Source organism: uncultured Tateyamaria sp., assembly GCF_947503415.1.
In the GTDB taxonomy this organism is placed as follows: domain Bacteria; phylum Pseudomonadota; class Alphaproteobacteria; order Rhodobacterales; family Rhodobacteraceae; genus Tateyamaria.
Map to the genome: position 1 here is coordinate 217,953 of NZ_CANNDS010000004.1, position 24,050 is coordinate 242,002.

The following is a 24,050-nucleotide window of genomic DNA, read 5'->3' on the forward strand; positions in this document are numbered from 1 at the left end:
CGCAATTCTCCCGTCCAAAAGATGCGATCCGGTCGCGCCGTCCATGGACTTGTTATCGCGTCGCTTTCTGGGGTACCCGGTCTTCGGCACGACATTCACCTTTGCATTGAGAAACCTTTGAGCCTTTCATAGGTTTGGTAACTGATGGACCACGCACCAACGTCATCCAAACCACCAAAGGACCCTGCGCTGTGGTGGCGTGCGATCATGCATGTCATACGGCTCAACGATGAAAAGCATCTGGGGCTGATTGCGGCTGGCGTTGCATTCTATGCGATCCTCGCCGTGTTTCCGGGTATCGCTGCCACGATTGCGCTTTGGGGAATTGTCGGTGATCCGGCGCTTGCCCTTGAACAGATACAGGAATTTCAGGCGCTCATTCCGGCAGACGTTTATGCGCTGCTGGCCGGGCAGCTGGTAAAGCTGGCAACAACTGACGGGCTGACTCTGGGCTGGGCGTCCTTGTTGTCGTTCGGATTTGCGCTTTGGTCGGCGCGCGCGGGGGTGGCTGCGTTGATGCAGGGCCTTAACGCGATTTACGATGCCCCCAATCGGAGCGGCCTGTCCCATTATCTGCGGGCGTTCGTGCTGACGTTCAGCCTGATTGGCGTTGTCTTGACGGCCATGGCCTGCATCGTTGTCGTTCCGGTCATTCTTGCGTTCCTGCCTCTGGGGCCATGGGCCAATTTCGGGGTGGAGGTTGCGCGCTGGGTCGTTGGTATCGGTGTTCTTTTGGCTGGGTTTGCCGTGATCTATCGTTTGGGTCCAAACCTTGCCGGGCAGCGCCCACGCCTGATTTCGCCCGGTGCCACGTTTGCCGTTGTGTTCTGGGTGGCGGCATCGACGGGGTTTTCGCTCTACTTGCAGAATTTTGGAAACTACAACGAGATTTACGGCTCTATCGGTGCTGTGATCGTGATGCTCATGTGGCTATTCATCAGTGCGTATCTTGTTCTTTTGGGGGGCGCGCTGAACGCCGAGCTTGCCCGGGCACGACGGGCAAAGCTGTCTATCCCAGAGCCATCAACCACATCCATGCCGTCAGGATCGTGAGCGCCGTCGCCACAAGAACAGACGTGGCAGCAACGCGTTTGGCGCGCCCGTACATGTTCGCGAAAATGTATCCATTCACGCCCGGCGCCATGGCTGCAGTCAATACGGTGGTCTTGAACGTGTCGGATGGAACAGACAGAGCAGTGCCAAACGTGAATGTAACCGCAGGGTGGATGAGCAGCGAGATAAAGCAGATCATTGCGATCACGCGCGCGTCCCCTTCGGGCTTGTAATGCATCAACACGCCACCAAGGGCAAACAAGGCCGTCGGTAGGGCCGCGCGTATGACCAAATCAAGACCGTCACGCAGGACGCCCGGCAAGGTGATGCCTCCGAGATTGACGATGAACCCTGCGATGATGGCCAGCACCAGCACATTGCGGAACATGGCGCGCGCCACGCCGCGGATCATTGTCAGAGGAGAACCGCCGCGATTGCGCGCAATCTCCATCGCGGTGATGCCGACGCCGTAGCAAAAAGGGGAGTGGAACGCGATGATGGCATAGGCCCCGGCAAGGGCTTCGGGACCGTAAGCGCGTTCGTTGATGGCAAGCCCAAGCAGCACCGAGTTCGAGAACAGGCAGCAAAAGCCGATGGCAATGCTGTCTTCGATGCCGCGTTTGAAGATGTAGTAGGCGCCAAGCGTTCCAAGAGCGAACCCACTGGCTGCGCCCGCGTAGAAACTGATCAGCAGGCGGGTGTCGAGGCTGGTGGTCAGGTCGAGATTGGCGATGGCTGAAAAAAGCAGGCACGGGATTGCGAAATTCTGCGAGAATTTCATCAGGGCGTCCACGCCCTGAGCGGTGAAAAAGCCGCGCCAGACAGCGACATAGCCGAACCCGATCACCAGAAAGACGGGCAGAATGACGTCGAGGAGGGCTTGCATGATCGGGCCTCTGCGGGCGGTGTCAGAGGACGGGAGCCTCCGGCGGCGGTTTATCTGGCAAAATGAAGACGGATCAGGGCAGCGATACTGTCACGCTAAGCCCGTCATAGGCGGGTTCGATATGAGCGGCGGTTTCGGCCAGCACGGTGTCGTAATCGAGGTCGATATGCATGTTCGTCAGAATGGCGCGTTTCGGCTGGACCTTTGCGATCCAGTCGAGCGTATTGGCGAGGTGGCTGTGCGTCGGATGCGGGTCGCGTCGCAAAGCATCCACGATCCATATGTCGAGATCGTGCAGATGCGCCCATGCGGCGTCCGGAATCGTTGCCACATCCGGAAGATAGACCACGTTGGCAATGCGGAAGCCCAAAGCATCTATGCTGCCATGTTCCACTTCGAACGGCGTGAAAGTGATTGGTCCGCCGGGGCCATCAATCACGGTGTCCCCATCGATCGTGTTCAGATCGAGGATGGGTGGGTAGGGTGACCCCTTCGGTTGCACGAAAGCATATCCAAAGCGGCTGATCAGATCGTCTTGCGTGTTGCCATCCGCCCAGACCTGCAGCCTTTCGCGCATGTTGAACACGATCATGCGCAGGTCGTCGATGCCGTGGACATGATCAGCGTGCGCATGGGTATAGATCACGCCATCAAGTCGGCCGGTGCCCGTGTCCAGCAACTGGTTGCGCAGGTCAGGCGACGTATCGATCAGGACAGTTGTGGTGCCAGCGTCGCTGGTTCGCTCGACAAGCAAGGAACATCGCTGACGTCTGTTCTTGGGGTTTTCCGGGTCACACGCCCCCCAGTGACCGCCCAGCCGTGGCACGCCACCGGATGAGCCACAGCCCAAGATCGTGAATGTCAGCGTATCGCTCATTCGGGCACTGTGTAGGCCGCCGCCTTGGAGAACAAGCGGTCAAAGTTCTTTTGGGTGCGTGCGGCGAATTCCGCGTAGTCAACGCCCATCGTGTCTGCCCCTTTGCGCGCCGTGTGGGCCGTATAGGCAGGTTCGTTGCGCTTGCCGCGATGCGGTGGCGGCGCAAGGTAGGGGGCGTCGGTTTCAACCAGAATGCGGTCCAACGGTGCCGATGCAAAGATGTCTCGCAAGTCCTGGCTTTTGGGGAACGCGGTGATGCCCGACATCGACAGGTAAAAGCCCAGATCAAGCGCTGCGTGCGCCAGTTCCTTTGACGAGGAAAAGCAGTGCATGACGCAGGTGTAAGCGCCTTGACTGTATTCCTCTGTCAGGATGCGGGCCATATCATCATCGGCCGCACGCGCGTGGATGATCAGTGGCAGCGCGGTCTGGCGTGCAGCGTCAATGTGGATGCGCAGTGACCGTTTTTGAATATCGGCGGAGTCGGACGTGTAGTGATAGTCGAGCCCGGTTTCCCCGATGCCCACGAACTTCGGGTGTTGCGCCAGTGCGATGAGTTCGTCGGTGGATGCCATCGGCTCGTCGGCGGCACTCATCGGATGCGTGCCTGCGGCGTAGAACACGGGCGCGTGGGCCTCCGCAATGGCCCGTACCTGCGGCTCCAACCGCAGCTTGGTGCAGATTGTGACCATGCGGGTCACGCCTGCGTCTTTGGCATTCTGGATGATGTCGGGAAGCTGGCCCTCGAAATCCGGAAAGTCGAGGTGGCAATGGCTGTCGGTGATTTCTGGAGTCATCGGGCGGGGGCCGTCTCGGAAAGCTTGAATAGCGTATCTAGAACCAGCGCGGCAGGGTCAAGGTTGACGGCACGGCCATGTCGCGCGCGCGCCAAAGCCGTCTGGGCCGTGTTGGCCCATGCGCGCGCTTGGACGGCATGTGGCGCCAATCGGGTTAGTATTGCAGCTTCATCAGGTGCCGCTTCGACCTGTGGTGGATGGCCCAGGGCTCCGGTGCGCGCAAGGCGGCTTAGCGCGACATCGATCAGCGTATAGAGCAGGTCGAGTTTTTCTTCTGCGCCGCGACCTGCCGAGGCTTCGGCCAGCGCAAGGGCGCGCGCCCGGTCGAGATTGGGCAGTGTTCCAAGCAGGTGAATGACGTCCCGGTACATTTTCAGCCCGTCAAGCAGCGACAGCCGCAATGCATCACCCACGGACCCGGCGCTGAGTTCGGAAAGCGCTGCGGTATCGGGGCCCGGATCGATGCCGGCCTGCGCCATGGCTTGTTCCATTTGCGTGGCGCTCAGGGTTCCCAGGCGCAACGTCCGGCAGCGGGAACGGATGGTTGGCAGCAAGCGGCTTGGCTGGTGGCAGATCAGCAAAAGAGTTGTGCGGGCTGGCGGCTCCTCCAACATTTTCAGAAGGGCGTTAGCCGCGTTCACGTTCATCTCATCGGCGGCGTCGATGATCACCACACGTCGTCCGCCATCCGTGGCGCTGAGTTGAAAGAACGATCCAAGCGCACGGACATCGTCGATGGTGATCTGATCGCGCAGGCGCTTGGTCTTTTCGTTCTCGGTTCGGTGCACCGACTTGAGGCCCGGATCGGCGCCTGCCGCGATACGGCGCGCAACAGGGTGATCGGGGGAAACATCGAGTGTCGTTGGCACCGGTGCGCCAAACATGTCGTTGGGATCAGGGTCGGGGGTGGCCAAGAGAAAACGGGCGATACGCCATGCCAATGTGGCCTTGCCCACACCGCGCGGACCGGTCAGCAGCCACGCGTGATGCAGACGGCCTGTGTCGAAAGCGTCTAGGAAAGACTGCTGTGCCGTGTCCTGACCAATCAGCGTCTCGGTTTCGCGAGGATGTGGTGCGCCAGGGACGCGGGTTGGGTCTTGGGTCTCATCGGCCATGGGGCTGCTCTAGCACCGGAGCGGGGAGGGGGGCCAGCCCCCCGGCGCATCCGCACATCCCCCCGTGGTATTTTCAGTCCGAAGAAGACAGATATGCCTGCACGGAGGATTGGACGTCATGCGCGACCGTTTCCACTGCGCGGGCGCCGTCGATGATGTGGAAGCGGTCGCTGAACTCCTGCGCGAGAGCCAGGAAACCCGCCCGCATCTTTTCCTGCAATTCGGTGCCGAAGTCTTCGAACCGTTCTTCAATTCCTTGCCGCCCTTTGGCACGGGCGAGGCCTTGAGCGGGGTCCATGTCGATCAGGATCGTCAGGTCCGGTTCACGACCAATCATAAGCTTGTGCAGCATGTCCACCTTGCCGCGCAGGTCCCCACGGCTCAGGCCTTGATACATGCGGGTGCTGTCGGCGAAACGATCGCAAATCACAATCTGACCTTTGTCGATGGCGGGTTGAATGAGCCGCTCCATGTGATCCCGCCGCGCCGCGGTGAATAGCAAGAGCTCCGTCTCCGCCGACCAGCGGTCAGGATCACCTTGAAGAACAAGCGCGCGGATTTCCTCGGCGCCCGGGCTGCCGCCCGGTTCCCGGGTCAGGATCACGTCATGCCCCAGCCCGCGCAAATGCTCCGCAAGCATCCGCGCTTGCGTGGATTTGCCCGAGCCGTCGATACCTTCGAACGTGATGAAGTGCCCTTTGGCTGTCACACGCCACCTTCGGTCGTGGAACCTTCGGTAAAGCGGTCGATCAGGGACAGGGCAGCGGTGGAAATCTTGGCCAGAAAGCCGCCGTGAGCGATATCGGCCTCGGCCACCAGCGGGATACGCTTTTCGGGCAAGCCCTCGGGCTGGATCACAAGTTCGGCCAGCGGCGTGCCAGCGGCGATCGGGGCCTGGATCGGACCTGTATAGACCACTTCGGCATCTACCGTCTTGCCTGCAAGAATGGGCAGCAGAACAGTGATGTCTTCTTCGGGCACCAGACCCACTTCGGGTTCGGCCCCTTCCCAGACGCGGGCAGTCGCGACGCGTTCTCCGCCCGCTACGACGGTGCGTTCAGCGAATTGACGGAAGGCCCAGTTCACGATGGCTTCGGATTCCTGTGCGCGTGCGCCCACCGTATCAAGGCCCGAGATCACAAAGATCACACGCCGGTCGCCCTGTTTGGCCGACCCTGTCAGACCGTAACCCGCTTCTTGCGTGTGGCCCGTCTTAAGACCGTCCGCGCCGATACCCAGTGTCAGCAGGGGGTTCCGGTTGAAGCGGTTGGAGCTTTCGTTCTCGTCAAACAGAAATTCGGTTTCAGAAAACATCGGGTAGTATTCGGGATAGTCAGTGATCAGCCGTTGCGACAGCAGGCCAAGGTCGCGCATCGACATGCGGTGCCCCGCGGCAGGCCAGCCGCTGGAATTGGCAAAGGTCGAATTGGTCATGCCCATTTCCTGCGCCCGGCGGGTCATCAACCGGGCAAAGCCCGCCTCGGTCCCGTCGGGGCTGAGTGCTTCGGCAATCACCACGCAGGCGTCGTTGCCAGACAACACGATGATGCCGCGGATCAAATCCTCGACGGTCACGCGCTCATTTTGCTGCAGGAACAGGGTCGATCCGCCAAAGCTGGACGCATGGGCCGACGTGACAAGTTCATCTGTCATCGACAGCTGGCCACGTTCAATCGCTTCAAACGCCATGTAGAGCGTCATCAGTTTCGACATGGATGCCGGCGGTAGCGGATCGTCTGCATTCTTGTTCAGCAGAACCGTACCGGTCGTATGATCAATCACGTAAGCCGCGCTCGCCCGCGTTTCAAACGCGGTGACGGGCAGGGCGGTGGTTGCGATCAGCAAGGCGGCGGCAGCAAAGGGGCGGATCACGGTCGGTATGCTCCTGGTCAATTGGTGACGGCGTATGCGTCCGTGAAACCTTCGCCTTTGATGGTTTTCAGCAGCTGGCTGCGTTCCGAGGACGTTGCGGCAGGGCCGACAACGACGCGCCAGAACGGCTTCCCATCGCGTTCGAAGGATTTCACAGTTGGAATGACACCGGCATTGCGCATCTGCTTTGCGGTGCGGTCGGCGTTGGCTTCGATCGAAAAGATACCGATCTGGATGAACGGTCTGTCCAGCTTCGACGTCGTGGGCCGCGTCGTTACGGCGGCAGGTGTCGGCTCAGGCGTTGCGGCTGGTTGAATGCTTGGTGTTGCAGTTGCGGCGGCTGGGATTGGATCGGGCACCGGTGCCTCGAGCACGGCGGCCGCGCTCTCGATTGGATCCAGCGTGGTCGCGGTGACATCAGCCGGCGCTGCAACACCCTCGGCTTCTACGGGAAGTTGCTCGGGCTCAACTGCCACCTCTTCCTTGCGCAGTGCCGTCACATTCAATTGCGCTGGCGCTCCGGCCAGCATGCCCAGCGCTTCGGCGGCGTCAGAGCTGATCTGCAGGCGTGGTCCGGGAATGTCCCGTTCGCGGCGGAAGAGGGCCCCGACGACGAACTGATCATTTTCGGTGTTGCGGATAATCACCCGTTCCGGCTCCGTCACATCTGGGTGCGCGACCCAAACACCACCCAAGGATGGGCGACCGTCCCACAGACCGGCTTCGGTGGCGGAGAACACATCGGGTGCTTCCACATCTCGTTCGACCGTTTTGATCGGCGCGCCTGGTTCTGCTGTGCCTTCGACGGAGGTATTGGGTTTCTTGAAAGCATCCATTGCGACGAACTGGCCGGTTTCGTCACATCCGGCCAACAGGCCAAGGGCGAAAAGGGCGGCGGTGGTGCTGCGAAATGTGAAATGGGAAGAAGATCTGCTCATGGACCAAGTCCTTGCCTGCTGTTGCCTGTATGCCCGTTTTCGGGCCGTCTTGGTGCCGCGTCCGACACGATTATTGCCCCGCTTGTGCGGAGTTCTGCCGCAACAATAGCGTGAACCATGCAATCTGAAAAGCGTGTGATTCGTTTATCGGCATATTTTCCCCGTATCTGTAGGCATTTGCCGAATCGCGCAGGCCCCCCTAAAGCAGGCGCACCGGAGATTTGGCAGAGTGGTCGAATGCGGCGGTCTTGAAAACCGTTGGGCGTGAGAGCGTCCCGTGGGTTCGAATCCCACAGTCTCCGCCACCCATCCCACGACCGGATATGGACATCGGTGTCCGCACGTCCATTATCGGATCGGGGAGGTCGGCCATGACCACGGAACACGAACACCACGGCGCCAAGCTCGATTTCAAGGGCGACATGTCCTATAGCGACTATCTCGGCCTTGATGCCTTGCTGTCGTCGCAACATCCGCTGTCGGACGCGCATGACGAGATGTTGTTCATCATCCAGCATCAGACGTCGGAGCTGTGGATGCGCTTGGCGATCCACGAGTTGAATTCCGCCCGCGATGCCATCGCGTCCGGCGATCTGGCCCCCGCCTTCAAGATGCTGACCCGCGTGGCCCGCATCTTTGAACAATTGAACGGGGCGTGGGATGTGCTGCGCACGATGACACCCAGCGAATACACGACCTTCCGGCCAAGCCTGGGCAATTCGTCAGGCTTTCAGTCGCATCAATACCGGCTGATCGAATACGTTCTGGGCAACCGGCAACTGGCCGTTTCGAAAGTGCATGAGCACCGGGCGGAGGCGTATGGCATCCTGTCGGAAGAACTATCGCGACCCAGCTTGTATCAGGTGGCACTGGCGCGGCTTGGCGGGCACTTCGGTGCGGACGATCTGGCAGGTGCGCCGCATACCGGGCCGTGGAAAGCGCGCGATGTCGTGCAGGACCTGTGGCAAAAGGTTTATGAAAGACCGGCAACCCATTGGGAATTATACGAATTAGCGGAAAAATTGGTAGACCTGGAAGACTATTTTCGCCGTTGGCGCTTCAACCATGTCACCACCGTGGAACGCATCATCGGCTTCAAGCGCGGCACGGGCGGCACGGCGGGTGTCAGCTATTTGCGCAAGATGCTGGATGTGGTTCTGTTTCCTGAACTTTGGAATGTGAGAGGAGCCCTGTAGATGGTTCTGAACAAAGAGTTTTTCGATCTGCCCGAGGACGTGATCTACCTTGATGGCAACTCGCTTGGTCCGCTGCCCAGGACCGCCAAGGCGCGTGTGGCGGCGATGATGCAGGACGAATGGGGGGCGCAGCTGATCAAGGGGTGGAACAGTGCGGGCTGGATGGCCCAGCCCAGCCGTGTTGGCGATGCCGTCGGGCGACTGATCGGTGCACCTCCGGGCACAGTTGTGATGGGCGACACGCTGTCCATCAAGGTCTATCAGGCGCTGGCGGCGGCCTTGAAAATGCGCCCGGATCGCAAGGTTATCCTGAGCGATTCCGGCAATTTTCCCACGGATCTTTACATGGCGCAGGGGCTGATCCAGATGCTGGATGGCGGGTACGAGCTGCGCGTGGTGGACCCCGAAGCGGTTCCCGAGGCCATCGACGACAGCGTGGCGGCGGTGATGCTGACGCAGGTCGATTACCGCACCGGGCGATTGCATGACATGCCAACAATCACCGAACTGGCGCACAGCGCGGGCGCGGTCATGATCTGGGATTTGGCTCACAGTGCAGGGGCGTTGCCCGTGGATGTCGCAGGCTGCGCGTGTGAATTCGCGGTTGGGTGCACTTACAAATACCTCAACGGCGGGCCGGGCGCGCCTGCGTTCATCTATGTGCGTGAGGATCTGGCTGACAGCGTGGACCCTGCGCTGGCCGGGTGGCTGGGACATGATGCGCCCTTTGCCTTTGACCTCGACTATCGTCCCGCGCCGGGGATTGAGCGTATGCGTGTCGGCACACCGCCCGTCATCCAGTTGACCGCTCTGGAGGCCGCGTTGGAGGTTTGGGATGGCGTCGATATGTTGGAATTGCGTTCTGCATCAATTGCTTTGCAGGAGTTATTCATCCACGAAGTGGAAGCCCGCGTGCCCGACCTGACCCTTGCCAGCCCGCGCGACGGGACGCAGCGCGGCAGTCAGGTGTCCTTCAGTTTCAAGCATGGCTACGCCGCAATGCAGGCGCTGATCTCGCGCGGTGTGATCGGGGACTTCCGCGCGCCCGACATCATGCGCTTTGGCTTTACCCCGCTTTATCTGGACGAAGGTGATGTGCTGGCTGCCGTGGATCATATCGAGATGGTGATGCGGGACCGATTGTGGGACGATCCGGTCTTTATGACCCGCCAAAAGGTCACCTAGGGCTTGACAGAGGGCCTGCCCGTAAGGGTCTGATAACACCGAAAGCCGGGCCGCCAGAGCCGGGCACCAAAAGGGAGAAGACTTCTATGACATTCAAACAGTTGATGGCTGCGACATGTGTTGCGGCGCTGGGAACGGCTGCGCAGGCCGATGGCGTCAAGGTGGGCATGATCACCACGCTGTCGGGGGGCGGTGCGGGCCTTGGTATTGACGTGCGGGACGGGTTCCTGCTGGCCACCAAGGGCAATGACGACATCGAACTGGTGATCGAGGATGACCAGCGCAAACCGGACATCGCGGTGCAACTGGCCGACAAGATGATCCAGTCCGAAAAGGTCGATGTGATGACCGGGATCATCTGGTCGAACCTGGCCATGGCGGTGGTGCCTGCGGCGACGGCGCAGGGCAAGTTCTACCTGTCGCCCAATGCAGGCCCTTCGGCGCTGGCGGGCAAGGGGTGCCACGAGAATTACTTCAACGTCAGCTGGCAGAACGATGCGTTTTCCGAAGCGGCTGGCACGGCGCTGAGCGGTGAGGCGGGCAAAGTGTTCCTGATGGCCCCGAACTACCCGGCGGGTCAGGACATCATGGCGGGCTTCAAGCGCACCTATCAGGGTGAGATCGCGGCGGAGGTTTATACCAAGCTGGGCCAGACCGATTACGCCGCCGAGATTGCGCAGATGCGCGCCAGCGACGCTGACCAGATCTATTTCTTTCTGCCGGGTGGCATGGGGATTTCGTTCATGAAGCAATATGCAGGCTCGGGCGTGGACAAGCCCGTCTCTGGCCCGGCCTTCAGCTTCGATCAGGGCATTCTGGGGGCCATTGGCGACGCCGCTGTGGGCGCAAAGAACACCGCACACTGGTCCAAGGATCTGGACGTTCCCGGCAATGCCGACTTTGTGGCGGCGTTTGAGGCCGAATTTGGCCGCTTGCCGTCGATCTATGCAGCGCAAGGGTACGACACGGGCCTGCTGCTGGCCTCTGCTGCGGCCAAGGCCGATGTGAACGATGCCGATGCGTTCCGGGCCGCGTTGAAAGAGGCCGACTTTCAGTCGGTGCGGGGCAAGTTTTCCTTCGCGGCCAACAACCACCCGGTGCAGGACATCTATATGCGTGAGGTGGTCAAGGAAGGTGATCTGGTCACCAACCGGATCGTTGGAACAGCCGCCACCGATCACAGCGATCCTTATGGCGCTGACTGCAAGTTGTGATCTGAACGGCCCCGGTTTGCGCCGGGGCTATTTCCAAACATAATAAAGGGCTTGCGGGGTGACATTCACCCTGCAACATGGGGTGGATGAGCGCGCTTCTGTTGATCGAGCAGGTGCTGAACGGGCTGCAATCGGGGATCATGCTGTTCCTGATGGCGGCGGGTTTGACGCTGATCTTTGGGGTGATGGGCCTGATCAATCTGGCGCATGGGTCGCTTTACATGATCGGGGCCTTTGCCGCCGCAGCGGTGGCCGGGGCGACGGGATCGTTTGTGCTGGCCCTTGCCGCCAGTCTGGTGGCGGCTGCGGCGGCAGGTGCGGTGATCGAGGTGGCCGTGATCCGGCGGCTTTATGACCGGGACCATCTGGATCAGGTGCTGGCCACATTCGCGCTGATCCTGATCCTGTCGGAGGGCACGCGGTGGGTGTTCGGATCCTTTCCGCTGTATCTTGATGTGCCTGCCGCGTTGGCGGGTCCGGTGACGCTGCCGGGGGGCATCCAATACCCTGCCTACCGGCTTTTGATCATCGTTGTGGGCTTGCTGGTGGCTGCTGGTTTGTTCTTGTTGATTGCGCGCACGCGCATCGGCATTCAGATTCGCGCGGGCGAAAGCGACCGAGAGATGATTGCGGCCCTTGGTGTCGATATTTCAAGGCTTTACACGCTGGTCTTTGCCTTGGGCGCGGCCCTTGCCGGCCTTGCAGGTGCGCTTGTGGGGGCCATTCAGTCCGTGCAGGTCGGGATGGGGGAGCCGGTGCTGATCCTAGCCTTTGTTGTGATTGTCATCGGTGGGATCGGGTCCATCAAGGGGGCACTTGTCGGGGCCCTGCTTGTCGGGCTGACCGACACGCTGGGCGGGGTTTTGTTGCCGCTTGCCCTGAGCGGCGTGATGGAGGCATCGGCGGCCACCTCCGTCGGCTCGGCGCTGGCGTCGATGTCGATCTATATCCTGATGGCCATTGTCCTGATCTTTCGGCCCACGGGCCTGTACGGAACGGCATGATGCGGCGCGAGACCATCCTGAACTTGCTGGTCTTTCTGGCTTTGCCTGCCGTGGCGTTGGCCGCGTTGGCGTTGGACGAGCCGTTTACCATTACCCTTGCCACGCGGGCGGCCATCCTTGCGTTGGCGGCTGTGGGGCTGAACCTTGCGCTGGGGCTGGGCGGGCTGGTGAGCCTGGGCCATGCGGTGTTTTTCGGCCTTGGGGGCTATGCGATGGGCATTCTGGCCAGCCATGCCCAGAGCTATGCCCCGCTTGATCTGGGTCTGTTCGTGATCGACGGGACCAAGTCCATGCCCGTGATCTGGCTGGTCGCCATCAGTGTCAGCGCGCTGGCAGCACTGCTGATTGGCTTGCTGGCTCTGCGCACCACGGGTGTCTATTTCATCATGATCACGCTCGCTTTCGGACAGATGTTTTACTATTTCACCATCTCCTGGCCCGCCTATGGGGGCGAGGACGGGTTGAGCATTTATGTGCGCAACAGCTTTCCGGGGCTTAACACGCTCGACCCTGTACAGTTCTTCGGGCTTGTCTTTGCCCTGCTGGCGCTGGTGCTTTGGATCATGGGGCGGATCGAGCGGTCCGCGTTTGGTCTGGCACTGGGCACGGCGCGTCAGAATGCGACGCGGGTCGAGACTGTGGGCCTGAGCCCGTTCAAGTTGCGCCTTGTGGCCTTTGTCATTTCGGGGGCCGTGACCGGGCTTGCCGGGGCGCTGTTTGCGGATCTGAACCGCTTTGTGTCGCCCACCATGTTCAGCTGGCAGATGTCGGGTGAATTCATCGTGTTCATTGTCCTGGGCGGCATCGGGCGGCTGTTTGGTCCGGTGGTTGGCGCGTGCCTGTTTGTGTTGCTGGAACATTTGCTGAGCGGCGTCAGCGAGTTCTGGCTGATCTATCTGGGGGCGATCCTTTTGTTTGTGGTCCTGTTTGCGCGGGGTGGCGTCATCGGGGCGCTGGTCGGGCAGGGTGGCCGGCATGAGTGACGCGCTGCTGGACCTTCAGGGGCTGTCGAAGTCCTTTGGTGCGTTGCGGGTCACTGACACCGTGTCGTTGACCCTGCGCAGCGGCGAAATCCATGCCCTGATCGGACCCAACGGCGCGGGCAAATCCACGTTGATCCAGCAAGTGGCGGGCGCGCTGGCCCCCGATGCGGGGCGTATCCTGTTCGAGGGGCGGGATGTGACCGGGCTGGGCACGGCGCAGCGGGCGCAGGCAGGCCTTGGGCGCACTTTTCAGATCAGCGCACTGGCCATGGAAAACAGTGTGTTGCAGAACGTGATGCTTGGGGCTGTGGGCGCGTCCCGGTCGGTCTGGCGGTTTGTGCGCCCCGTGATGCGGGACGCGGGCCTAAGGGTAGAGGCCGAGGCCGCATTGCACCGGGTCGGCCTTGGCGATGTTGCCGCCATGCGTGTGGCCGAGCTGAGCCACGGCCAGCGCCGTCTTCTGGAAGTGGCTGTTGCCCTGACATTGAAGCCAAAGGCATTTTTGATGGACGAGCCGATGGCAGGGCTTGGGTCCGAAGGGTCTGCGCGCATGACCGCCTTTCTGGATGGGTTGCGGGCCGAGGCACCGATCCTGTTGGTTGAGCATGACATGGACGCCGTGTTTGCGCTGGCCGACCGTATTTCTGTTCTGGTGTCGGGGCGGGTGATTGCCACGGGCACGCCTGCGCAGATCCGCCGCAATGCAGAGGTGCAGACGGCGTATCTGGGCGAGGAGGTCGCGCCATGACCCTGCTGCACCTGGAGGGGATCGAGGCGGCTTATGGCGCGGCGCAGGCCCTGTTCGGTGTCGATCTGACCGTGGACGAGGGCGAAGTGCTGGCCCTGATGGGCCGCAACGGTATGGGCAAATCCACCACCATTCGCGTGATCTGTCGTTTGATGGCGCACTCGGCGGGTCAGGTGCGCTTTGCTGGTCAGGACATGGCCCGCACTCCGCCGCACGTGGCGGCGCGCGCGGGGCTTGGATTGGTGCCCGAAGGGCGACGTGTGTTCTCCAACCTGACCGTTGGGGAAAATCTGATTGCTGCTGCGCGACCGGGACCATGGGACATGCGCAAGGTCACCCAATTGTTTCCGCGCCTTGGTGAACGGGCGGGGCAGGTTGCCGGGCATTTGTCGGGCGGTGAACAGCAGATGCTTGCCATCGGTCGGGCCTTGATGACCAACCCGCGGCTCATGCTGTTGGACGAGGCGACGGAAGGGCTGGCTCCGGTTGTCCGTCAAGAAATCTGGTCAGCCCTCGATGCGGTGCGGCGAGACAGCGGCCTGTCCCTATTGGTCGTGGACAAATCGCTGGCCGAACTTGGCCGCATTGCCGAGCGTGCCGTGATCCTCGAACGGGGACGGTCTGTGTGGCACGGTGCGATGTCGCAGGTCGCCGGCGAGGTTGCCAACACCTATCTCGGGGTTTGACCGTAGGCCTCAGCGTGTGATGCGTGCGCCAAACAGTGTCGTCAAAACAAACAGACCCGCTGCGACGCATACAATTGTGGGACCGGTTGGCGTGTCGAACTGATACGCGGCTGCCAGACCGCCGACGGCAGATGCACTGCCAATGAGCGCCGTCATCATGGCCATGCTCTCTGGGGTGCGGGCAAGTGGCCGCGCGACAGCCGGTGGGATAACCAAGAGCGCGCCGATCAACAGCGCGCCGACCACCTTGATTGCAACGGCCACGGTCACGGCAAGTGCGACCGTCAACACCAGTTGTTCCGTGCGGGCCGAAATGCCGCTCGATTGGGCAAGATCGGGGTTCAACGTCGCTGTGAGCAGCCGCTGCCAACGCCACAGGATCAGCCCCACGACCACTGCAGCGCCCGACCATATCAAGCCAAGATCAGTTTTGGACACTGCCAGAATATCACCGAAAAGGTACCCCATCAGGTCCACGCGCACGCCCGACATCAGTGACACGGCAACCAAACCGACAGCCAGCGCGGCATGCGCCATCACGCCAAGCAGTGTATCTTCCGCCAATCCGCGCCCCGACAATCCCTGCACCAGCACAGCCATACTCAGCGCAGAGGCGAGAACCCCGACCATGATGGGGCCTTGGAATGCGAGGGAAAGCGCCACGCCCAGCAACGCGGCATGCGCCGTGGCGTCTCCGAAATAGGCCATGCGACGCCAGACAACAAAGCAGCCCAAAGGGGCGGCAGCCAACGCGGTGCCGACACCCGCAAGCCCGGCACGTACAAGAAAATCGTCAAGCATCTTCGTGGTCGTGGTCGTGGTCGTGATGATGGTGGTGGTCGTGTTGATGCCGATAAAGAGCGAAAGCGCCCTGTGTGCCCGTGCCAAACAAGGCGCGGTATTCAGGCGCATCCTGCACCACATCCGGCGTGCCTTGGCAGCAGACGTGCCCGTTCAGACACAACACCCTATCGGATGCGGCCATAACGACATGAAGGTCGTGACTGACCATCAAGACCGCACATCCCAACTGATCGCGCACCTCTGCAATCTGGCGATAGAACGCAGCCGCGCCCGGTTGATCAAGCCCTTGGGTCGCTTCATCCAGGATCAGCAGATCAGGACTCATCAGCAACGCACGCGCTAGCAACACGCGTTGGAACTGCCCGCCGGACAGGTCGCGCATTTGATGTTTGGCAAGGTCGGGCACCCCCGCTTCCTGGAGCGCACGCGCCATCGCTTCAGCAGAATGGCGATGGGGCAGGCACAGAAACCGTGTGACAGTGAGCGGCAAAAAGCTATCGATCTGCAGGCTTTGCGGGACATACCCGATGCGCAGGTCGCGCAACTGGTCAACATGGCCCCTAAGGGGGCGCAGCGCACCGATCAACCCTTTGACCAAGGTTGACTTGCCGGAGCCGTTGGGTCCCACCAACGTCACAATCTCTCCGCGGTCAATGTGGAAATCGACATCGCGCAAGGTCGTCGCACCGGCGTGACCAAGGCTCAGCCCTTCGGCAGTCATCAGGCGCATGGTGTATCCTCGACACAGGCAGGGCACAGGCCCATGGCTTCGATCACCGTGCGTTCGATCCTGAACCCGGTGGCAGCGGCCGCTTGGCCCAACCGGCCCTTGTCGCTGGCTGTATCCGCCTCTGCGACAGATCGGCAATTGGTGCAGACCAGAAACGCCGGGGCGTGATCTTCGCCAAGGTGCGCGCAGGCGATATAGGCGTTCAAGCCTTCGATCTTGTGCGCAAAACCTGCAGCCGTCAGAAAATCCAAGGCGCGATAGGCGACAGGTGGGGCTGCGCCCAAACCTTCTTCGGCCAATTTCGCCAAAAGATCATAGGCACCGATCGCCCTGTGCTCTGCCAACAGGATTTCCAGCGTGCGCCGCCGTACAGGCGTGAACTTCAGCTTATGCGCCACGCAATGCGCTTCCGCCCGCGCCAAGGTCGAGCGAATGCAGGATGCGTGATCGTGGTCGTGGAAACCTAGGGTTGGCATGGGACCTCAGAGAGCCGCCGTCAAATTTTGTGGGTTGATATGTTATACTATGACAGATAGCAACTCACCTTATATGTTATAACATATCAATGAGGATGTGATGCGCCGAATTTTTCTGACTTCGTCTGTAATCTTTGCAAGCAGCGCTGCGCTGGCCGAGGTGCCGCGCGTCGCAGTGGACATCGCGCCGGTGCACAGCATCGTCGCTGCGGTGATGGACGGGGTGGGAACACCTGATCTGATTGTACCACCCGGCACGTCTCCGCATGATCACAACTTGCGCCCCTCCGAAGCGCGCGCGCTCGATGAGGCGGATGTCGTTGTGTGGATGGGGCATGCCTTGACGCCATGGCTTGAAGGGCCAGTGGACACGCTGGGCGAGGGCGCCTTGCACATCGAGTTGCTGGATTTGCCGCAGACGATCCGATTGGAATCGCGAGAAGGCGCTGCATTTGCCGCGCATGATCATGATCACGGGCACGACGATCACGATGATCATGGCGACAAAGACCACGCGCATGATGATGATGGGCATGACGAGCACGCACACGACAAGGATGGGCATGACGATCATGGGCACGACGAACACGCCCATGAAGACCATGAAACCGCAGAGCACGAGGACCACGCGCACGATGCGCATGACGATCACGCTCACGCCGACGGTATGGACCCACATGCATGGCTTGACCCGCAGAACGCCGTGATCTGGGCTGGAGAGATCGCAAAACAGCTGGCTGAGATCGATCCCGCAAATGCCCAAACCTATACCGACAATGCGCAAGCGTTCGAGCAGGAAATCAGCGATTTGAACGCTGAAGCCAAACTGATGCTGGAACCCGTTTCAGACCGTCCGTTCATCGTGTTTCACGACGCCTACCAATACTTTGAGGCACGTTTTGGCATTGCTGCCGTTGGCGCCGTATCAGCGTCGGATGCCGAGGACCCCAGCCCGCGACGCGTTGCAGAACTGCGCGAGGAAGTGCAGCAGCACGACGCCGTTTGCGCGCTGACTGAACCTCAGTTCAATCCGGGTATCATGAATGCGATGGGCGATCTGAAATTGGGTGAGATAGACCCCATCGGTGTGACAGCCGAACCTGGCCCGGACCTTTACGCTTCGGTGATCCGCGCCATGGCAACGTCGCTGGCTGAGTGTTTCAAGTGACCTATTCTGCTGCGTGCAGACCGCGCAGATTGCCCAAGAGCTGCGGTATCTTGTCTTTGAAGCGGAAAAACCCATGTGTCGCGTGCGGCCATGCCGCGCTGTCGTAAGGACGCCGCATCAGTTTGATGGGTGGTGCACCGTCCATTGACGCCAGTTGGGCCAGCACATCTGCTGCTGGACCCACCGGCGCATAGGCAGTCACGATTTGATCCAGAGCGTTTTCCTGTGCCCAGTCTGCAAGTGCCTTGGCAGTGGGTACGACGTGCGAGACCGGCCCTAGGCGTGATCCAAATCGCTCTGTGACGTCATGGATCGCTTGCGATGCAAAGTCCGCGACATACGGTGCAACTTCGAGCGGCGAAAGACCCGACCGCGTAACTATCGCGGCTGTCGCAACCGGCGAAGTCCCGGTGTCCAACACGTATCCGGGGCTCAGATCGTCATCATGCAGGATCAGGCCGGTGCGACCTTCAACAAGTGGCACATCCGTGTCTGGTATCGGCGCACGGTCAGGCACGGGAGGGCCAGACAGGGCAGGTGCCTCTCCTGCCAACTGCCACTTGGGCGCAAACCGCCCTACTGTGTATTTCGAGATGTTGGAGGTGCGCGCGAGATACGTCTTGCCCGGTGTCTGAATGCCCGCGACCCAGCGCCAACTCAACGTGTTGGACGCCGGGTCCCCATCCAACAGATGCCTGAGAAAGAAATCGGCGCCCAGTTCCCACGGCAATCGCAATGTAAAGATCCAGATGGACGCGAACCACATCCGGGCGTGATTGTGCAGGTATCCTGTACTTACAAGATCTTGCGCCCAAGAGTTAAAGCACGCGATGTCCGTCTCACCCTTGCATGCGGCTTCCCATCGGTCACGCAAACCCGATTGAGTTTGGGTATTGTCCAAAGCACCTTTCAGCGCCGACTTGTATTGTCCCCAGACTGCCGGCCGCATTTCAAGCCAGCCCTTCCAATATGTCCGCCAATAAACCTCTTGGATGAATTTATCAGCGGCATTGGCGCTGTGACGGCCAAGTGTGGCTTCCAAAACCTCGGTTTCGGTCAACAGCCGCGCCCGGATGTAAGGCGACAGGGTCGACACCCCGACATGACCGTCCCGGCCCAGATCGTAATTGCGCCGCGCCGCATAGTCCCGCCCCGCATGAGGCAGAAAGCGGTTCAGACGCTCAAGGGCTGCAGTGCGGGTCGGAGGAAAACGGGTCAGGGCTTCGGTCATGAACCGGAGGTAACGCGTCGCCAAGTCCGGTCAACTCTTCGCATTGGTGTGTGCCCCGGCCGCCACCATCATGAGACCGCCAATCACTGCGATATTCTTGAAAAACAGCGACAATTCCGTGCGCGCAATGTCCGGCGCGACGGCCCAGAATGGGTGCAGCGTGACGTTTACGGCCAGTGTGTGAAGGATCAAGGCAATTGCCGCCACTTGTCCGATCCGACCCAGCCCCACGGCGACGGCCAATCCGCCGCCCAATTCCACCGCGATCACCGCGACGATCAAAAGGGCGGGCAACGGCAGACCAGCGTCGGTCATGGTTGCGATAGTCGTTGTTGGATCAGTGATTTTGTCGATGCCCGCGAGGATGAACAGGGATGCCAAGATACCCCGCCCAGCAAAAAAAATAACAGTCATGACTACTCCAGATGGCCGTTTGCACAAAGTATTACGTATATCGTACTAATATTAATCAAGATCATTTGCGCCACAACGCATTTCACGTCCCCTTGCAGCCCCCGAATGCCGATACTAAGACTCGGGTAACACTTCAGCGGGTATGGTCTCGCGGAAGTCTGACGAGGCAGGACAATATGCGCGATCCCATCGATCAATATGCACACATCACGAACAACCTGGTGCCCATGGTGGTTGAACAGACCAGCCGGGGCGAACGGGCCTATGACATCTTCTCGCGCCTGCTGAAGGAGCGGATTGTTTTCATCAACGGTCCGATCCATTCGGGCATGAGCCACCTGATCGTGGCGCAGCTTCTGCACCTTGAGGCGGAAAATCCGTCGAAAGAAATCAGCATGTATGTCAATTCGCCCGGTGGCGAAGTGACGGCGGGCCTGTCGATCTACGACACGATGCAATACATCAAACCCAAGGTGTCCACGCTGATCTGCGGTATGGCAGCGTCCATGGGATCGGTGATTGCCATCGGGGGGGAGCCGGGTATGCGATTTGCCCTGCCAAACTCCGAAATCATGGTGCACCAGCCGTCCGGCGGATCGCAGGGTATGGCATCGGACATCCTGATCTCGGCGCGCCACATCGAAAAGACACGGGAACGCCTGTACCAATTGTATGTCAAACATGCAGGCCAAGACTATGATACCGTGCAAAAGGCGCTGGACCGCGACACATGGCTGACCCCTGAAGAAGCCAAGGAATGGGGTCATATCGACGAGATTGTGGACAAGCGTTCCAAAGATGATGAAGGCGACAGCTAAGGCTGGAATCGCGCGCTTCACAAAGTGCGTGATTTGACCGCGAGGTCAGGCAAAAAGACGATTGTGGACCCCGCGGGCCTGTCTTAAGCTGACGGGCAACGCGGGGCGCGCCGGACACGACCGGCACCTGGAATGGCGGCATCTGCCGGGAAGGACGCGATATGGCCACGAATTCGGGCGGCGACAGCAAGAATACCCTCTACTGCAGCTTCTGCGGCAAGAGCCAGCACGAGGTCCGCAAGCTGATTGCAGGACCAACCGTCTTTATCTGTGACGAGTGTGTTGAGCTTTGCATGGATATCATTCGGGAAGAGACGAAGGCGTCGGGCCTGAAATCCACCGATGGTGTACCAACGCCCAAGGACATCTGCGAGGTCCTGGATGACTACGTGATTGGTCAGGCCATGGCCAAGCGCGTGCTGTCAGTTGCCGTGCACAACCACTACAAACGCTTGAACCATGCCCAGAAGGGCGGGGACATCGAGTTGGCAAAATCCAACATCCTGCTGATTGGTCCTACGGGCTGCGGCAAAACGCTTCTGGCCCAAACGCTGGCGCGTATTCTGGACGTGCCGTTCACGATGGCGGACGCGACGACCCTGACCGAAGCCGGATATGTGGGCGAGGATGTCGAAAACATCATTCTGAAGTTGTTGCAATCGTCCGAGTACAATGTCGAACGCGCGCAACGCGGCATCGTCTATATCGACGAGGTCGACAAGATCACGCGTAAGTCCGAAAACCCATCCATCACCCGCGATGTGTCGGGCGAGGGCGTGCAGCAGGCACTGCTCAAGCTTATGGAAGGGACCGTTGCATCGGTTCCGCCGCAAGGTGGGCGTAAACACCCGCAGCAGGAATTCCTGCAAGTGGACACGACGAACATTCTGTTCATCTGTGGTGGCGCGTTTGCAGGGCTCGACAAGATCATTGCACAGCGGGGCAAAGGCTCCGCCATGGGCTTCGGTGCGGACGTGCGGGACAATGATGCGCGCGGCGTGGGCGAAATCTTTACCGACCTTGAACCCGAGGATCTGTTGAAATTCGGTCTGATCCCGGAATTTGTGGGTCGTCTGCCGGTTCTTGCAACGCTCGAAGATCTGGATGAGGACGCGCTGGTCACGATCCTGACGGCTCCCAAGAACGCTCTGGTCAAGCAGTACCAACGCTTGTTTGAGCTGGAAGATACGGAACTTACCTTTACCGACGACGCGCTGAGCGCCATCGCCAAACGCGCGATCGAGCGGAAAACCGGCGCACGTGGTTTGCGGTCCATCCTCGAAGACATCTTGCTCAACACGATGTTCGAATTGCCCGGACTTGAGTCAGTGACCGAAGTGGTCGTCAATGAAGAGGCGGTGACATCTGACGCCGCACCATTGATGATCCATGCCGAGGCAGAAAAAGAGCCGGCGTCAGCCAGCTGACAAACATCTCACGTCAAAAAGTAAGGCGGGTCTCTGACCCGCCTTTTTTCTTGTGCGCAGTCTTGGCACAGTGACCAAACACCGTAAGGCGCACTTGTGCGTGCGCCGAAGAAAGGACGGACACATGACCATCACACGTATTCACTCAGGCGGCGAGTTTGAGCCCAAGATTGGCTATTGCCGCGCGGTCGTCGCAGGCGGTTGGGTGCACGTGGCCGGAACGGTGGGGCAGGGTGACACAGTCACCGAGCAATGCCAAAGCGCACTCGGGATTATCCACGCGGCCTTGACCGAAGCGGGGGCAGGATGGGCAGACGTGGTGCGCGTGACTTACATGCTGCCCGACCGGCATGAGTTCGAACCGTGCTGGCCGATGCTGGCCAGCACGTTCGGTGCCAATCCACCCGTGGCAACCATGATCGAATGTGGATTGCTCGACCCCAAATTCCGGATCGAGATTGAGGTCACAGCGCTGCTTCCGGAGCAGAATTAGGCAGCCAAGCTGAACCGGGCGTCCACAACCGCTTTCACGTCGTTGCGACCCAATTCAAGCCAGGGCTTGGAGTTGGATATGAACCCGGCATTCAGCAGTGCCGCGTGGATCCGGCCCATGTTCGGCTCCCCCAATGCCAGGCGTCCGCGGTGGGTATTGGGATGGTTCCAGACCGATTTCAACGAGGCCACAGTTGTTGGCTTGTTCCCGGTAAAGGACGTGATGTGACGCCCGATCATGTCCGTTGCCGAAGACTTCCGGCGCGTGATCATTGCCACGCGTTGTTCGGTGTTGCAGCAAAACGCGAGCACGTGCAGGGCCGATCCTTCGCATGCAATCACTTCCTTTGCAGCCTTGTAGCGCGCAATCTGGACGGCAAGGGAGTGTTCTTCGGGGTGAAAGATGTCATAGCCTTCCGCCCTCAACTTTTCCTCGATCCGTGCCTCGCCCAAAAGGCCACCTCTGTTGATCGACAGTTTTGAGCGCGAGATATACAGTCGTTCGCCGCCTTCTGGCTCGACGGCCTTTGCAAAGTTGTTCTGAACAAAACGCCGGTAGGAAGATGTCCCCAAAATAATCTCGCCCAAACCAAATCCTTGACCGGGCACAATCAGCTCCTCAACCTGATGCGGTGCATCCAAAATTTTGACAGGTATATCTACGCCAAACAGGTCGAACATGTTGGTGTGAAATGCTTTCAAAGTACTCTTTTGGCCTTTTCTGCGAGGCGCGAACAAGATTCCGTCGACATCCCCCTGGACCGTGTCCAATGCCCACAACCGTCCCAAGGATTCCGCGACGAAATGCGCAAAATTATTGTAAATTACCCCACCCCAGATCCAGCGCCCGTTCAACTTCGGGGGAACTCGGGTAAGTTTTTCAAACGGCAGTGTCGAACGCCGCTTCTTCCGCCAGTGAGCGCCCATAGGAACATCGTGACCGTATGCAGTTTGAACACCGGAGGGACTCGCAAGCCCGCTGGTGTCACTTGGTTTTACGACAGCGTTTTCACAGGTTTGTATGCGTTCTGACCATCCGCCCGTAGGGTCCGGCCAACTGGCGTCCGGATGCGTCCATTTTTCTTCGCGGGTACAGGTCCACACAAAACGGGTCGATTTGTCCTCGTTCTTTTTGAACATGCATTTTTGCAGGATTTTCTTGCACTCGCGGGTGCCGCTTTTGCCGTAAACATCCGGATGGAATTCCAGAACAATGGCCCGAATGCCGCGCAAGTTCGCGTGGCGCAGCAGGTCCAGTTCGCCTCCCTCGATGTCCATGATCAAAACGTCTGGTTGGAACGCATTGATGACGTCGTTGTAGGGGACGGTCGGTACTTCGACAGGGGTCGTGCGTCGATGTTCGTGCTGGATCAAGGACGATCCAAGGTAGGACGTGCGCAGATGAAAGGTAATGGTGTCGGGCTGGTCTGGTCCAGCAGTCACGACCTGATGGCGCACTTCCATAACGTCTTCGAGGCTGTTGAGGCGATGCAGCGCTTCGATATGCGGGATCAGGTTGGGATTGGCTTCGAAGGACAGAACAGCGTCGGGCATTGCATTCTTGGCGATGACAGCGCCGACAACCCCAAGGCCGGCACCCAACTCCAACACCCGGTCACCCGGCTGAACCACCGCAAGCGCACCGGTGATCTCTTCTCCCTCATAACGCCCTGCATTCATACGACGAATGCGGGTTTCGTTTAGAAACGGCGATGCAGGCACTTTAACGCCGAAACAGGTTGCCGCAGTTTCAGGAGTTGCAAGCTCCAACGTCTCTTCACTTTTCACGATACACCTCGAACGCATTAGTTAAGAAACTAATAATCGCAGAGGTTGAATCATCCTACTGGTTTCTGCTCTCGCGGGCTCCATATGTCTGCGATCTGCGGCATCCGTGCCACTAGACGCCCGTCCGGGATTGCGGCATAGACTGGTG

General features: G+C 59.9%; 25 protein-coding genes and 1 tRNA gene. 13 read left to right on the forward strand and 13 right to left on the reverse strand.

Annotation, left to right across the window (positions count from 1 at the left end; genetic code table 11):
* Window positions 1-144 precede the first annotated feature (144 nt).
* On the forward strand, window positions 145-1,053 hold the full coding sequence (locus Q1A32_RS19985; protein WP_299657297.1) for a YihY/virulence factor BrkB family protein: 909 nt from the start codon (window positions 145-147) through the stop codon (window positions 1,051-1,053).
* Here the strand turns inward: Q1A32_RS19985 and Q1A32_RS19990 are convergent.
* From Q1A32_RS19990 to Q1A32_RS20020, 7 genes are all read right to left on the reverse strand, one after another.
* Window positions 1,010-1,939: an AEC family transporter gene (locus Q1A32_RS19990; RefSeq protein ID WP_299657299.1), complete on the reverse strand. Its 930-nt coding sequence runs from the start codon at window positions 1,937-1,939 to the stop codon at window positions 1,010-1,012. The two genes, Q1A32_RS19985 and Q1A32_RS19990, sit on opposite strands and share 44 nt — an antisense overlap.
* 73 nt (window positions 1,940-2,012) lie before the next feature.
* Window positions 2,013-2,816 (reverse strand): MBL fold metallo-hydrolase, encoded by an 804-nt coding sequence (locus tag Q1A32_RS19995; RefSeq protein ID WP_299657301.1) that lies wholly within the window; start codon window positions 2,814-2,816, stop codon window positions 2,013-2,015.
* Window positions 2,813-3,613 carry a TatD family hydrolase gene (locus Q1A32_RS20000; protein ID WP_299657303.1) on the reverse strand — a complete coding sequence of 267 codons (801 nt, stop codon included), beginning with the start codon at window positions 3,611-3,613 and terminating at the stop codon, window positions 2,813-2,815. Before Q1A32_RS20000 ends, Q1A32_RS19995 begins: the two co-directional genes overlap by 4 nt.
* Entirely contained in the window at window positions 3,610-4,728 is a 1,119-nt protein-coding gene (locus Q1A32_RS20005; protein WP_299657305.1) for a DNA polymerase III subunit delta', read from the reverse strand. Before Q1A32_RS20005 ends, Q1A32_RS20000 begins: the two co-directional genes overlap by 4 nt.
* A 73-nt stretch (window positions 4,729-4,801) precedes the next feature.
* Window positions 4,802-5,437, reverse strand: coding sequence for a dTMP kinase (tmk, locus tag Q1A32_RS20010; protein ID WP_299657307.1), 636 nt, complete (start codon window positions 5,435-5,437; stop codon window positions 4,802-4,804).
* A complete protein-coding gene (locus Q1A32_RS20015) occupies window positions 5,434-6,600 on the reverse strand; it encodes a D-alanyl-D-alanine carboxypeptidase family protein (protein ID WP_299657309.1) in 1,167 nt (388 codons plus the stop codon). The genes tmk and Q1A32_RS20015 overlap by 4 nt, the downstream gene beginning before the upstream one ends.
* A gap of 17 nt (window positions 6,601-6,617) precedes the next feature.
* Window positions 6,618-7,538: an SPOR domain-containing protein gene (locus tag Q1A32_RS20020; RefSeq protein WP_299657311.1), complete on the reverse strand. Its 921-nt coding sequence runs from the start codon at window positions 7,536-7,538 to the stop codon at window positions 6,618-6,620.
* 215 nt (window positions 7,539-7,753) lie between these two features.
* Here Q1A32_RS20020 and Q1A32_RS20025 point away from each other — a divergent pair.
* The 8 genes from Q1A32_RS20025 to Q1A32_RS20060 all read left to right on the forward strand — a co-directional run bounded on the left by Q1A32_RS20025 (window position 7,754) and on the right by Q1A32_RS20060 (window position 14,554).
* A tRNA-Ser gene (locus Q1A32_RS20025) sits at window positions 7,754-7,843 on the forward strand.
* A gap of 66 nt (window positions 7,844-7,909) precedes the next feature.
* Entirely contained in the window at window positions 7,910-8,734 is an 825-nt protein-coding gene (locus Q1A32_RS20030; protein ID WP_299657312.1) for a tryptophan 2,3-dioxygenase, read from the forward strand.
* On the forward strand, window positions 8,735-9,919 hold the full coding sequence (gene kynU / locus Q1A32_RS20035) for a kynureninase (RefSeq protein ID WP_299657314.1): 1,185 nt from the start codon (window positions 8,735-8,737) through the stop codon (window positions 9,917-9,919).
* Between the two features lie 86 nt (window positions 9,920-10,005).
* Window positions 10,006-11,133: an ABC transporter substrate-binding protein gene (locus tag Q1A32_RS20040; RefSeq protein WP_299657316.1), complete on the forward strand. Its 1,128-nt coding sequence runs from the start codon at window positions 10,006-10,008 to the stop codon at window positions 11,131-11,133.
* Between the two features lie 86 nt (window positions 11,134-11,219).
* Window positions 11,220-12,137, forward strand: a complete 918-nt coding sequence (locus Q1A32_RS20045) for a branched-chain amino acid ABC transporter permease (RefSeq protein ID WP_299657319.1) — start codon at window positions 11,220-11,222, stop codon at window positions 12,135-12,137.
* Window positions 12,137-13,120 carry a branched-chain amino acid ABC transporter permease gene (locus tag Q1A32_RS20050; RefSeq protein ID WP_299657322.1) on the forward strand — a complete coding sequence of 328 codons (984 nt, stop codon included), beginning with the start codon at window positions 12,137-12,139 and terminating at the stop codon, window positions 13,118-13,120. Before Q1A32_RS20045 ends, Q1A32_RS20050 begins: the two co-directional genes overlap by 1 nt.
* Window positions 13,113-13,868, forward strand: a complete 756-nt coding sequence (locus tag Q1A32_RS20055; protein WP_299657325.1) for an ABC transporter ATP-binding protein — start codon at window positions 13,113-13,115, stop codon at window positions 13,866-13,868. The genes Q1A32_RS20050 and Q1A32_RS20055 overlap by 8 nt, the downstream gene beginning before the upstream one ends.
* Window positions 13,865-14,554 (forward strand): ABC transporter ATP-binding protein, encoded by a 690-nt coding sequence (locus tag Q1A32_RS20060; protein WP_299657328.1) that lies wholly within the window; start codon window positions 13,865-13,867, stop codon window positions 14,552-14,554. The genes Q1A32_RS20055 and Q1A32_RS20060 overlap by 4 nt, the downstream gene beginning before the upstream one ends.
* 9 nt (window positions 14,555-14,563) lie before the next feature.
* On the opposite strand, the gene Q1A32_RS20065 is transcribed toward Q1A32_RS20060, so the two are convergent.
* The 3 genes from Q1A32_RS20065 to Q1A32_RS20075 are packed head-to-tail and all read right to left on the reverse strand — an operon-like array spanning window position 14,564 to window position 16,564.
* The gene (locus tag Q1A32_RS20065; RefSeq protein WP_299614157.1) at window positions 14,564-15,355 is read right to left on the reverse strand and encodes a metal ABC transporter permease; all 792 of its coding nucleotides are present in this window, start codon (window positions 15,353-15,355) and stop codon (window positions 14,564-14,566) included.
* Window positions 15,348-16,088 carry a metal ABC transporter ATP-binding protein gene (locus tag Q1A32_RS20070; protein ID WP_299657331.1) on the reverse strand — a complete coding sequence of 247 codons (741 nt, stop codon included), beginning with the start codon at window positions 16,086-16,088 and terminating at the stop codon, window positions 15,348-15,350. Before Q1A32_RS20070 ends, Q1A32_RS20065 begins: the two co-directional genes overlap by 8 nt.
* Window positions 16,079-16,564, reverse strand: coding sequence for a transcriptional repressor (locus tag Q1A32_RS20075; RefSeq protein WP_299657335.1), 486 nt, complete (start codon window positions 16,562-16,564; stop codon window positions 16,079-16,081). The genes Q1A32_RS20070 and Q1A32_RS20075 overlap by 10 nt, the downstream gene beginning before the upstream one ends.
* 100 nt (window positions 16,565-16,664) lie before the next feature.
* Between Q1A32_RS20075 and Q1A32_RS20080 the strand changes: the two genes are divergently transcribed.
* Window positions 16,665-17,732: a zinc ABC transporter substrate-binding protein gene (locus tag Q1A32_RS20080; RefSeq protein WP_299657338.1), complete on the forward strand. Its 1,068-nt coding sequence runs from the start codon at window positions 16,665-16,667 to the stop codon at window positions 17,730-17,732.
* Window position 17,733: 1 nt separating this feature from the next.
* Here the strand turns inward: Q1A32_RS20080 and Q1A32_RS20085 are convergent, their stop codons facing one another.
* Window positions 17,734-18,987 carry an FAD-binding domain-containing protein gene (locus tag Q1A32_RS20085; RefSeq protein ID WP_366141248.1) on the reverse strand — a complete coding sequence of 418 codons (1,254 nt, stop codon included), beginning with the start codon at window positions 18,985-18,987 and terminating at the stop codon, window positions 17,734-17,736.
* A 6-nt stretch (window positions 18,988-18,993) separates the two neighbouring features.
* On the reverse strand, window positions 18,994-19,377 hold the full coding sequence (locus tag Q1A32_RS20090) for a DoxX family protein (RefSeq protein ID WP_299657341.1): 384 nt from the start codon (window positions 19,375-19,377) through the stop codon (window positions 18,994-18,996).
* Between the two features lie 176 nt (window positions 19,378-19,553).
* On the opposite strand from Q1A32_RS20090, the gene Q1A32_RS20095 reads away from it, so the two are divergent.
* The 3 genes from Q1A32_RS20095 to Q1A32_RS20105 all read left to right on the forward strand — a co-directional run bounded on the left by Q1A32_RS20095 (window position 19,554) and on the right by Q1A32_RS20105 (window position 22,115).
* A complete protein-coding gene (locus Q1A32_RS20095) occupies window positions 19,554-20,195 on the forward strand; it encodes an ATP-dependent Clp protease proteolytic subunit (protein WP_299614163.1) in 642 nt (213 codons plus the stop codon).
* 161 nt (window positions 20,196-20,356) lie between these two features.
* Entirely contained in the window at window positions 20,357-21,622 is a 1,266-nt protein-coding gene (gene clpX / locus Q1A32_RS20100) for an ATP-dependent Clp protease ATP-binding subunit ClpX (RefSeq protein WP_299614164.1), read from the forward strand.
* A 124-nt stretch (window positions 21,623-21,746) separates the two neighbouring features.
* A complete protein-coding gene (locus Q1A32_RS20105) occupies window positions 21,747-22,115 on the forward strand; it encodes a RidA family protein (RefSeq protein ID WP_299657344.1) in 369 nt (122 codons plus the stop codon).
* On the opposite strand, the gene Q1A32_RS20110 is transcribed toward Q1A32_RS20105, so the two are convergent.
* Window positions 22,112-23,920 carry an FkbM family methyltransferase gene (locus Q1A32_RS20110; RefSeq protein WP_366141249.1) on the reverse strand — a complete coding sequence of 603 codons (1,809 nt, stop codon included), beginning with the start codon at window positions 23,918-23,920 and terminating at the stop codon, window positions 22,112-22,114. The genes Q1A32_RS20105 and Q1A32_RS20110 overlap by 4 nt on opposite strands.
* Between the last annotated feature and the right edge of the window lie 130 nt (window positions 23,921-24,050).

What these genes read in the sequence shown, in the direction of transcription:
- Q1A32_RS19985 (WP_299657297.1), top strand. Translation starts at nt 145, where the DNA reads ATGGACCACGCACCAACGTCATCCAAACCACCAAAGGACCCTGCGCTG.
- Q1A32_RS19990 (WP_299657299.1), bottom strand. Translation starts at nt 1,939, where the DNA reads ATGCAAGCCCTCCTCGACGTCATTCTGCCCGTCTTTCTGGTGATCGGG.
- Q1A32_RS19995 (WP_299657301.1), bottom strand. Translation starts at nt 2,816, where the DNA reads ATGAGCGATACGCTGACATTCACGATCTTGGGCTGTGGCTCATCCGGT.
- Q1A32_RS20000 (WP_299657303.1), bottom strand. Translation starts at nt 3,613, where the DNA reads ATGACTCCAGAAATCACCGACAGCCATTGCCACCTCGACTTTCCGGAT.
- Q1A32_RS20005 (WP_299657305.1), bottom strand. Translation starts at nt 4,728, where the DNA reads ATGGCCGATGAGACCCAAGACCCAACCCGCGTCCCTGGCGCACCACAT.
- Q1A32_RS20020 (WP_299657311.1), bottom strand. Translation starts at nt 7,538, where the DNA reads ATGAGCAGATCTTCTTCCCATTTCACATTTCGCAGCACCACCGCCGCC.
- Q1A32_RS20030 (WP_299657312.1), top strand. Translation starts at nt 7,910, where the DNA reads ATGACCACGGAACACGAACACCACGGCGCCAAGCTCGATTTCAAGGGC.
- kynU (WP_299657314.1), top strand. Translation starts at nt 8,735, where the DNA reads ATGGTTCTGAACAAAGAGTTTTTCGATCTGCCCGAGGACGTGATCTAC.
- Q1A32_RS20040 (WP_299657316.1), top strand. Translation starts at nt 10,006, where the DNA reads ATGACATTCAAACAGTTGATGGCTGCGACATGTGTTGCGGCGCTGGGA.
- Q1A32_RS20045 (WP_299657319.1), top strand. Translation starts at nt 11,220, where the DNA reads ATGAGCGCGCTTCTGTTGATCGAGCAGGTGCTGAACGGGCTGCAATCG.
- Q1A32_RS20050 (WP_299657322.1), top strand. Translation starts at nt 12,137, where the DNA reads ATGCGGCGCGAGACCATCCTGAACTTGCTGGTCTTTCTGGCTTTGCCT.
- Q1A32_RS20055 (WP_299657325.1), top strand. Translation starts at nt 13,113, where the DNA reads ATGAGTGACGCGCTGCTGGACCTTCAGGGGCTGTCGAAGTCCTTTGGT.
- Q1A32_RS20060 (WP_299657328.1), top strand. Translation starts at nt 13,865, where the DNA reads ATGACCCTGCTGCACCTGGAGGGGATCGAGGCGGCTTATGGCGCGGCG.
- Q1A32_RS20065 (WP_299614157.1), bottom strand. Translation starts at nt 15,355, where the DNA reads ATGCTTGACGATTTTCTTGTACGTGCCGGGCTTGCGGGTGTCGGCACC.
- Q1A32_RS20070 (WP_299657331.1), bottom strand. Translation starts at nt 16,088, where the DNA reads ATGCGCCTGATGACTGCCGAAGGGCTGAGCCTTGGTCACGCCGGTGCG.
- Q1A32_RS20075 (WP_299657335.1), bottom strand. Translation starts at nt 16,564, where the DNA reads ATGCCAACCCTAGGTTTCCACGACCACGATCACGCATCCTGCATTCGC.
- Q1A32_RS20080 (WP_299657338.1), top strand. Translation starts at nt 16,665, where the DNA reads ATGCGCCGAATTTTTCTGACTTCGTCTGTAATCTTTGCAAGCAGCGCT.
- Q1A32_RS20090 (WP_299657341.1), bottom strand. Translation starts at nt 19,377, where the DNA reads ATGACTGTTATTTTTTTTGCTGGGCGGGGTATCTTGGCATCCCTGTTC.
- Q1A32_RS20095 (WP_299614163.1), top strand. Translation starts at nt 19,554, where the DNA reads ATGCGCGATCCCATCGATCAATATGCACACATCACGAACAACCTGGTG.
- clpX (WP_299614164.1), top strand. Translation starts at nt 20,357, where the DNA reads ATGGCCACGAATTCGGGCGGCGACAGCAAGAATACCCTCTACTGCAGC.
- Q1A32_RS20105 (WP_299657344.1), top strand. Translation starts at nt 21,747, where the DNA reads ATGACCATCACACGTATTCACTCAGGCGGCGAGTTTGAGCCCAAGATT.
- Q1A32_RS20110 (WP_366141249.1), bottom strand. Translation starts at nt 23,920, where the DNA reads ATGCGTTCGAGGTGTATCGTGAAAAGTGAAGAGACGTTGGAGCTTGCA.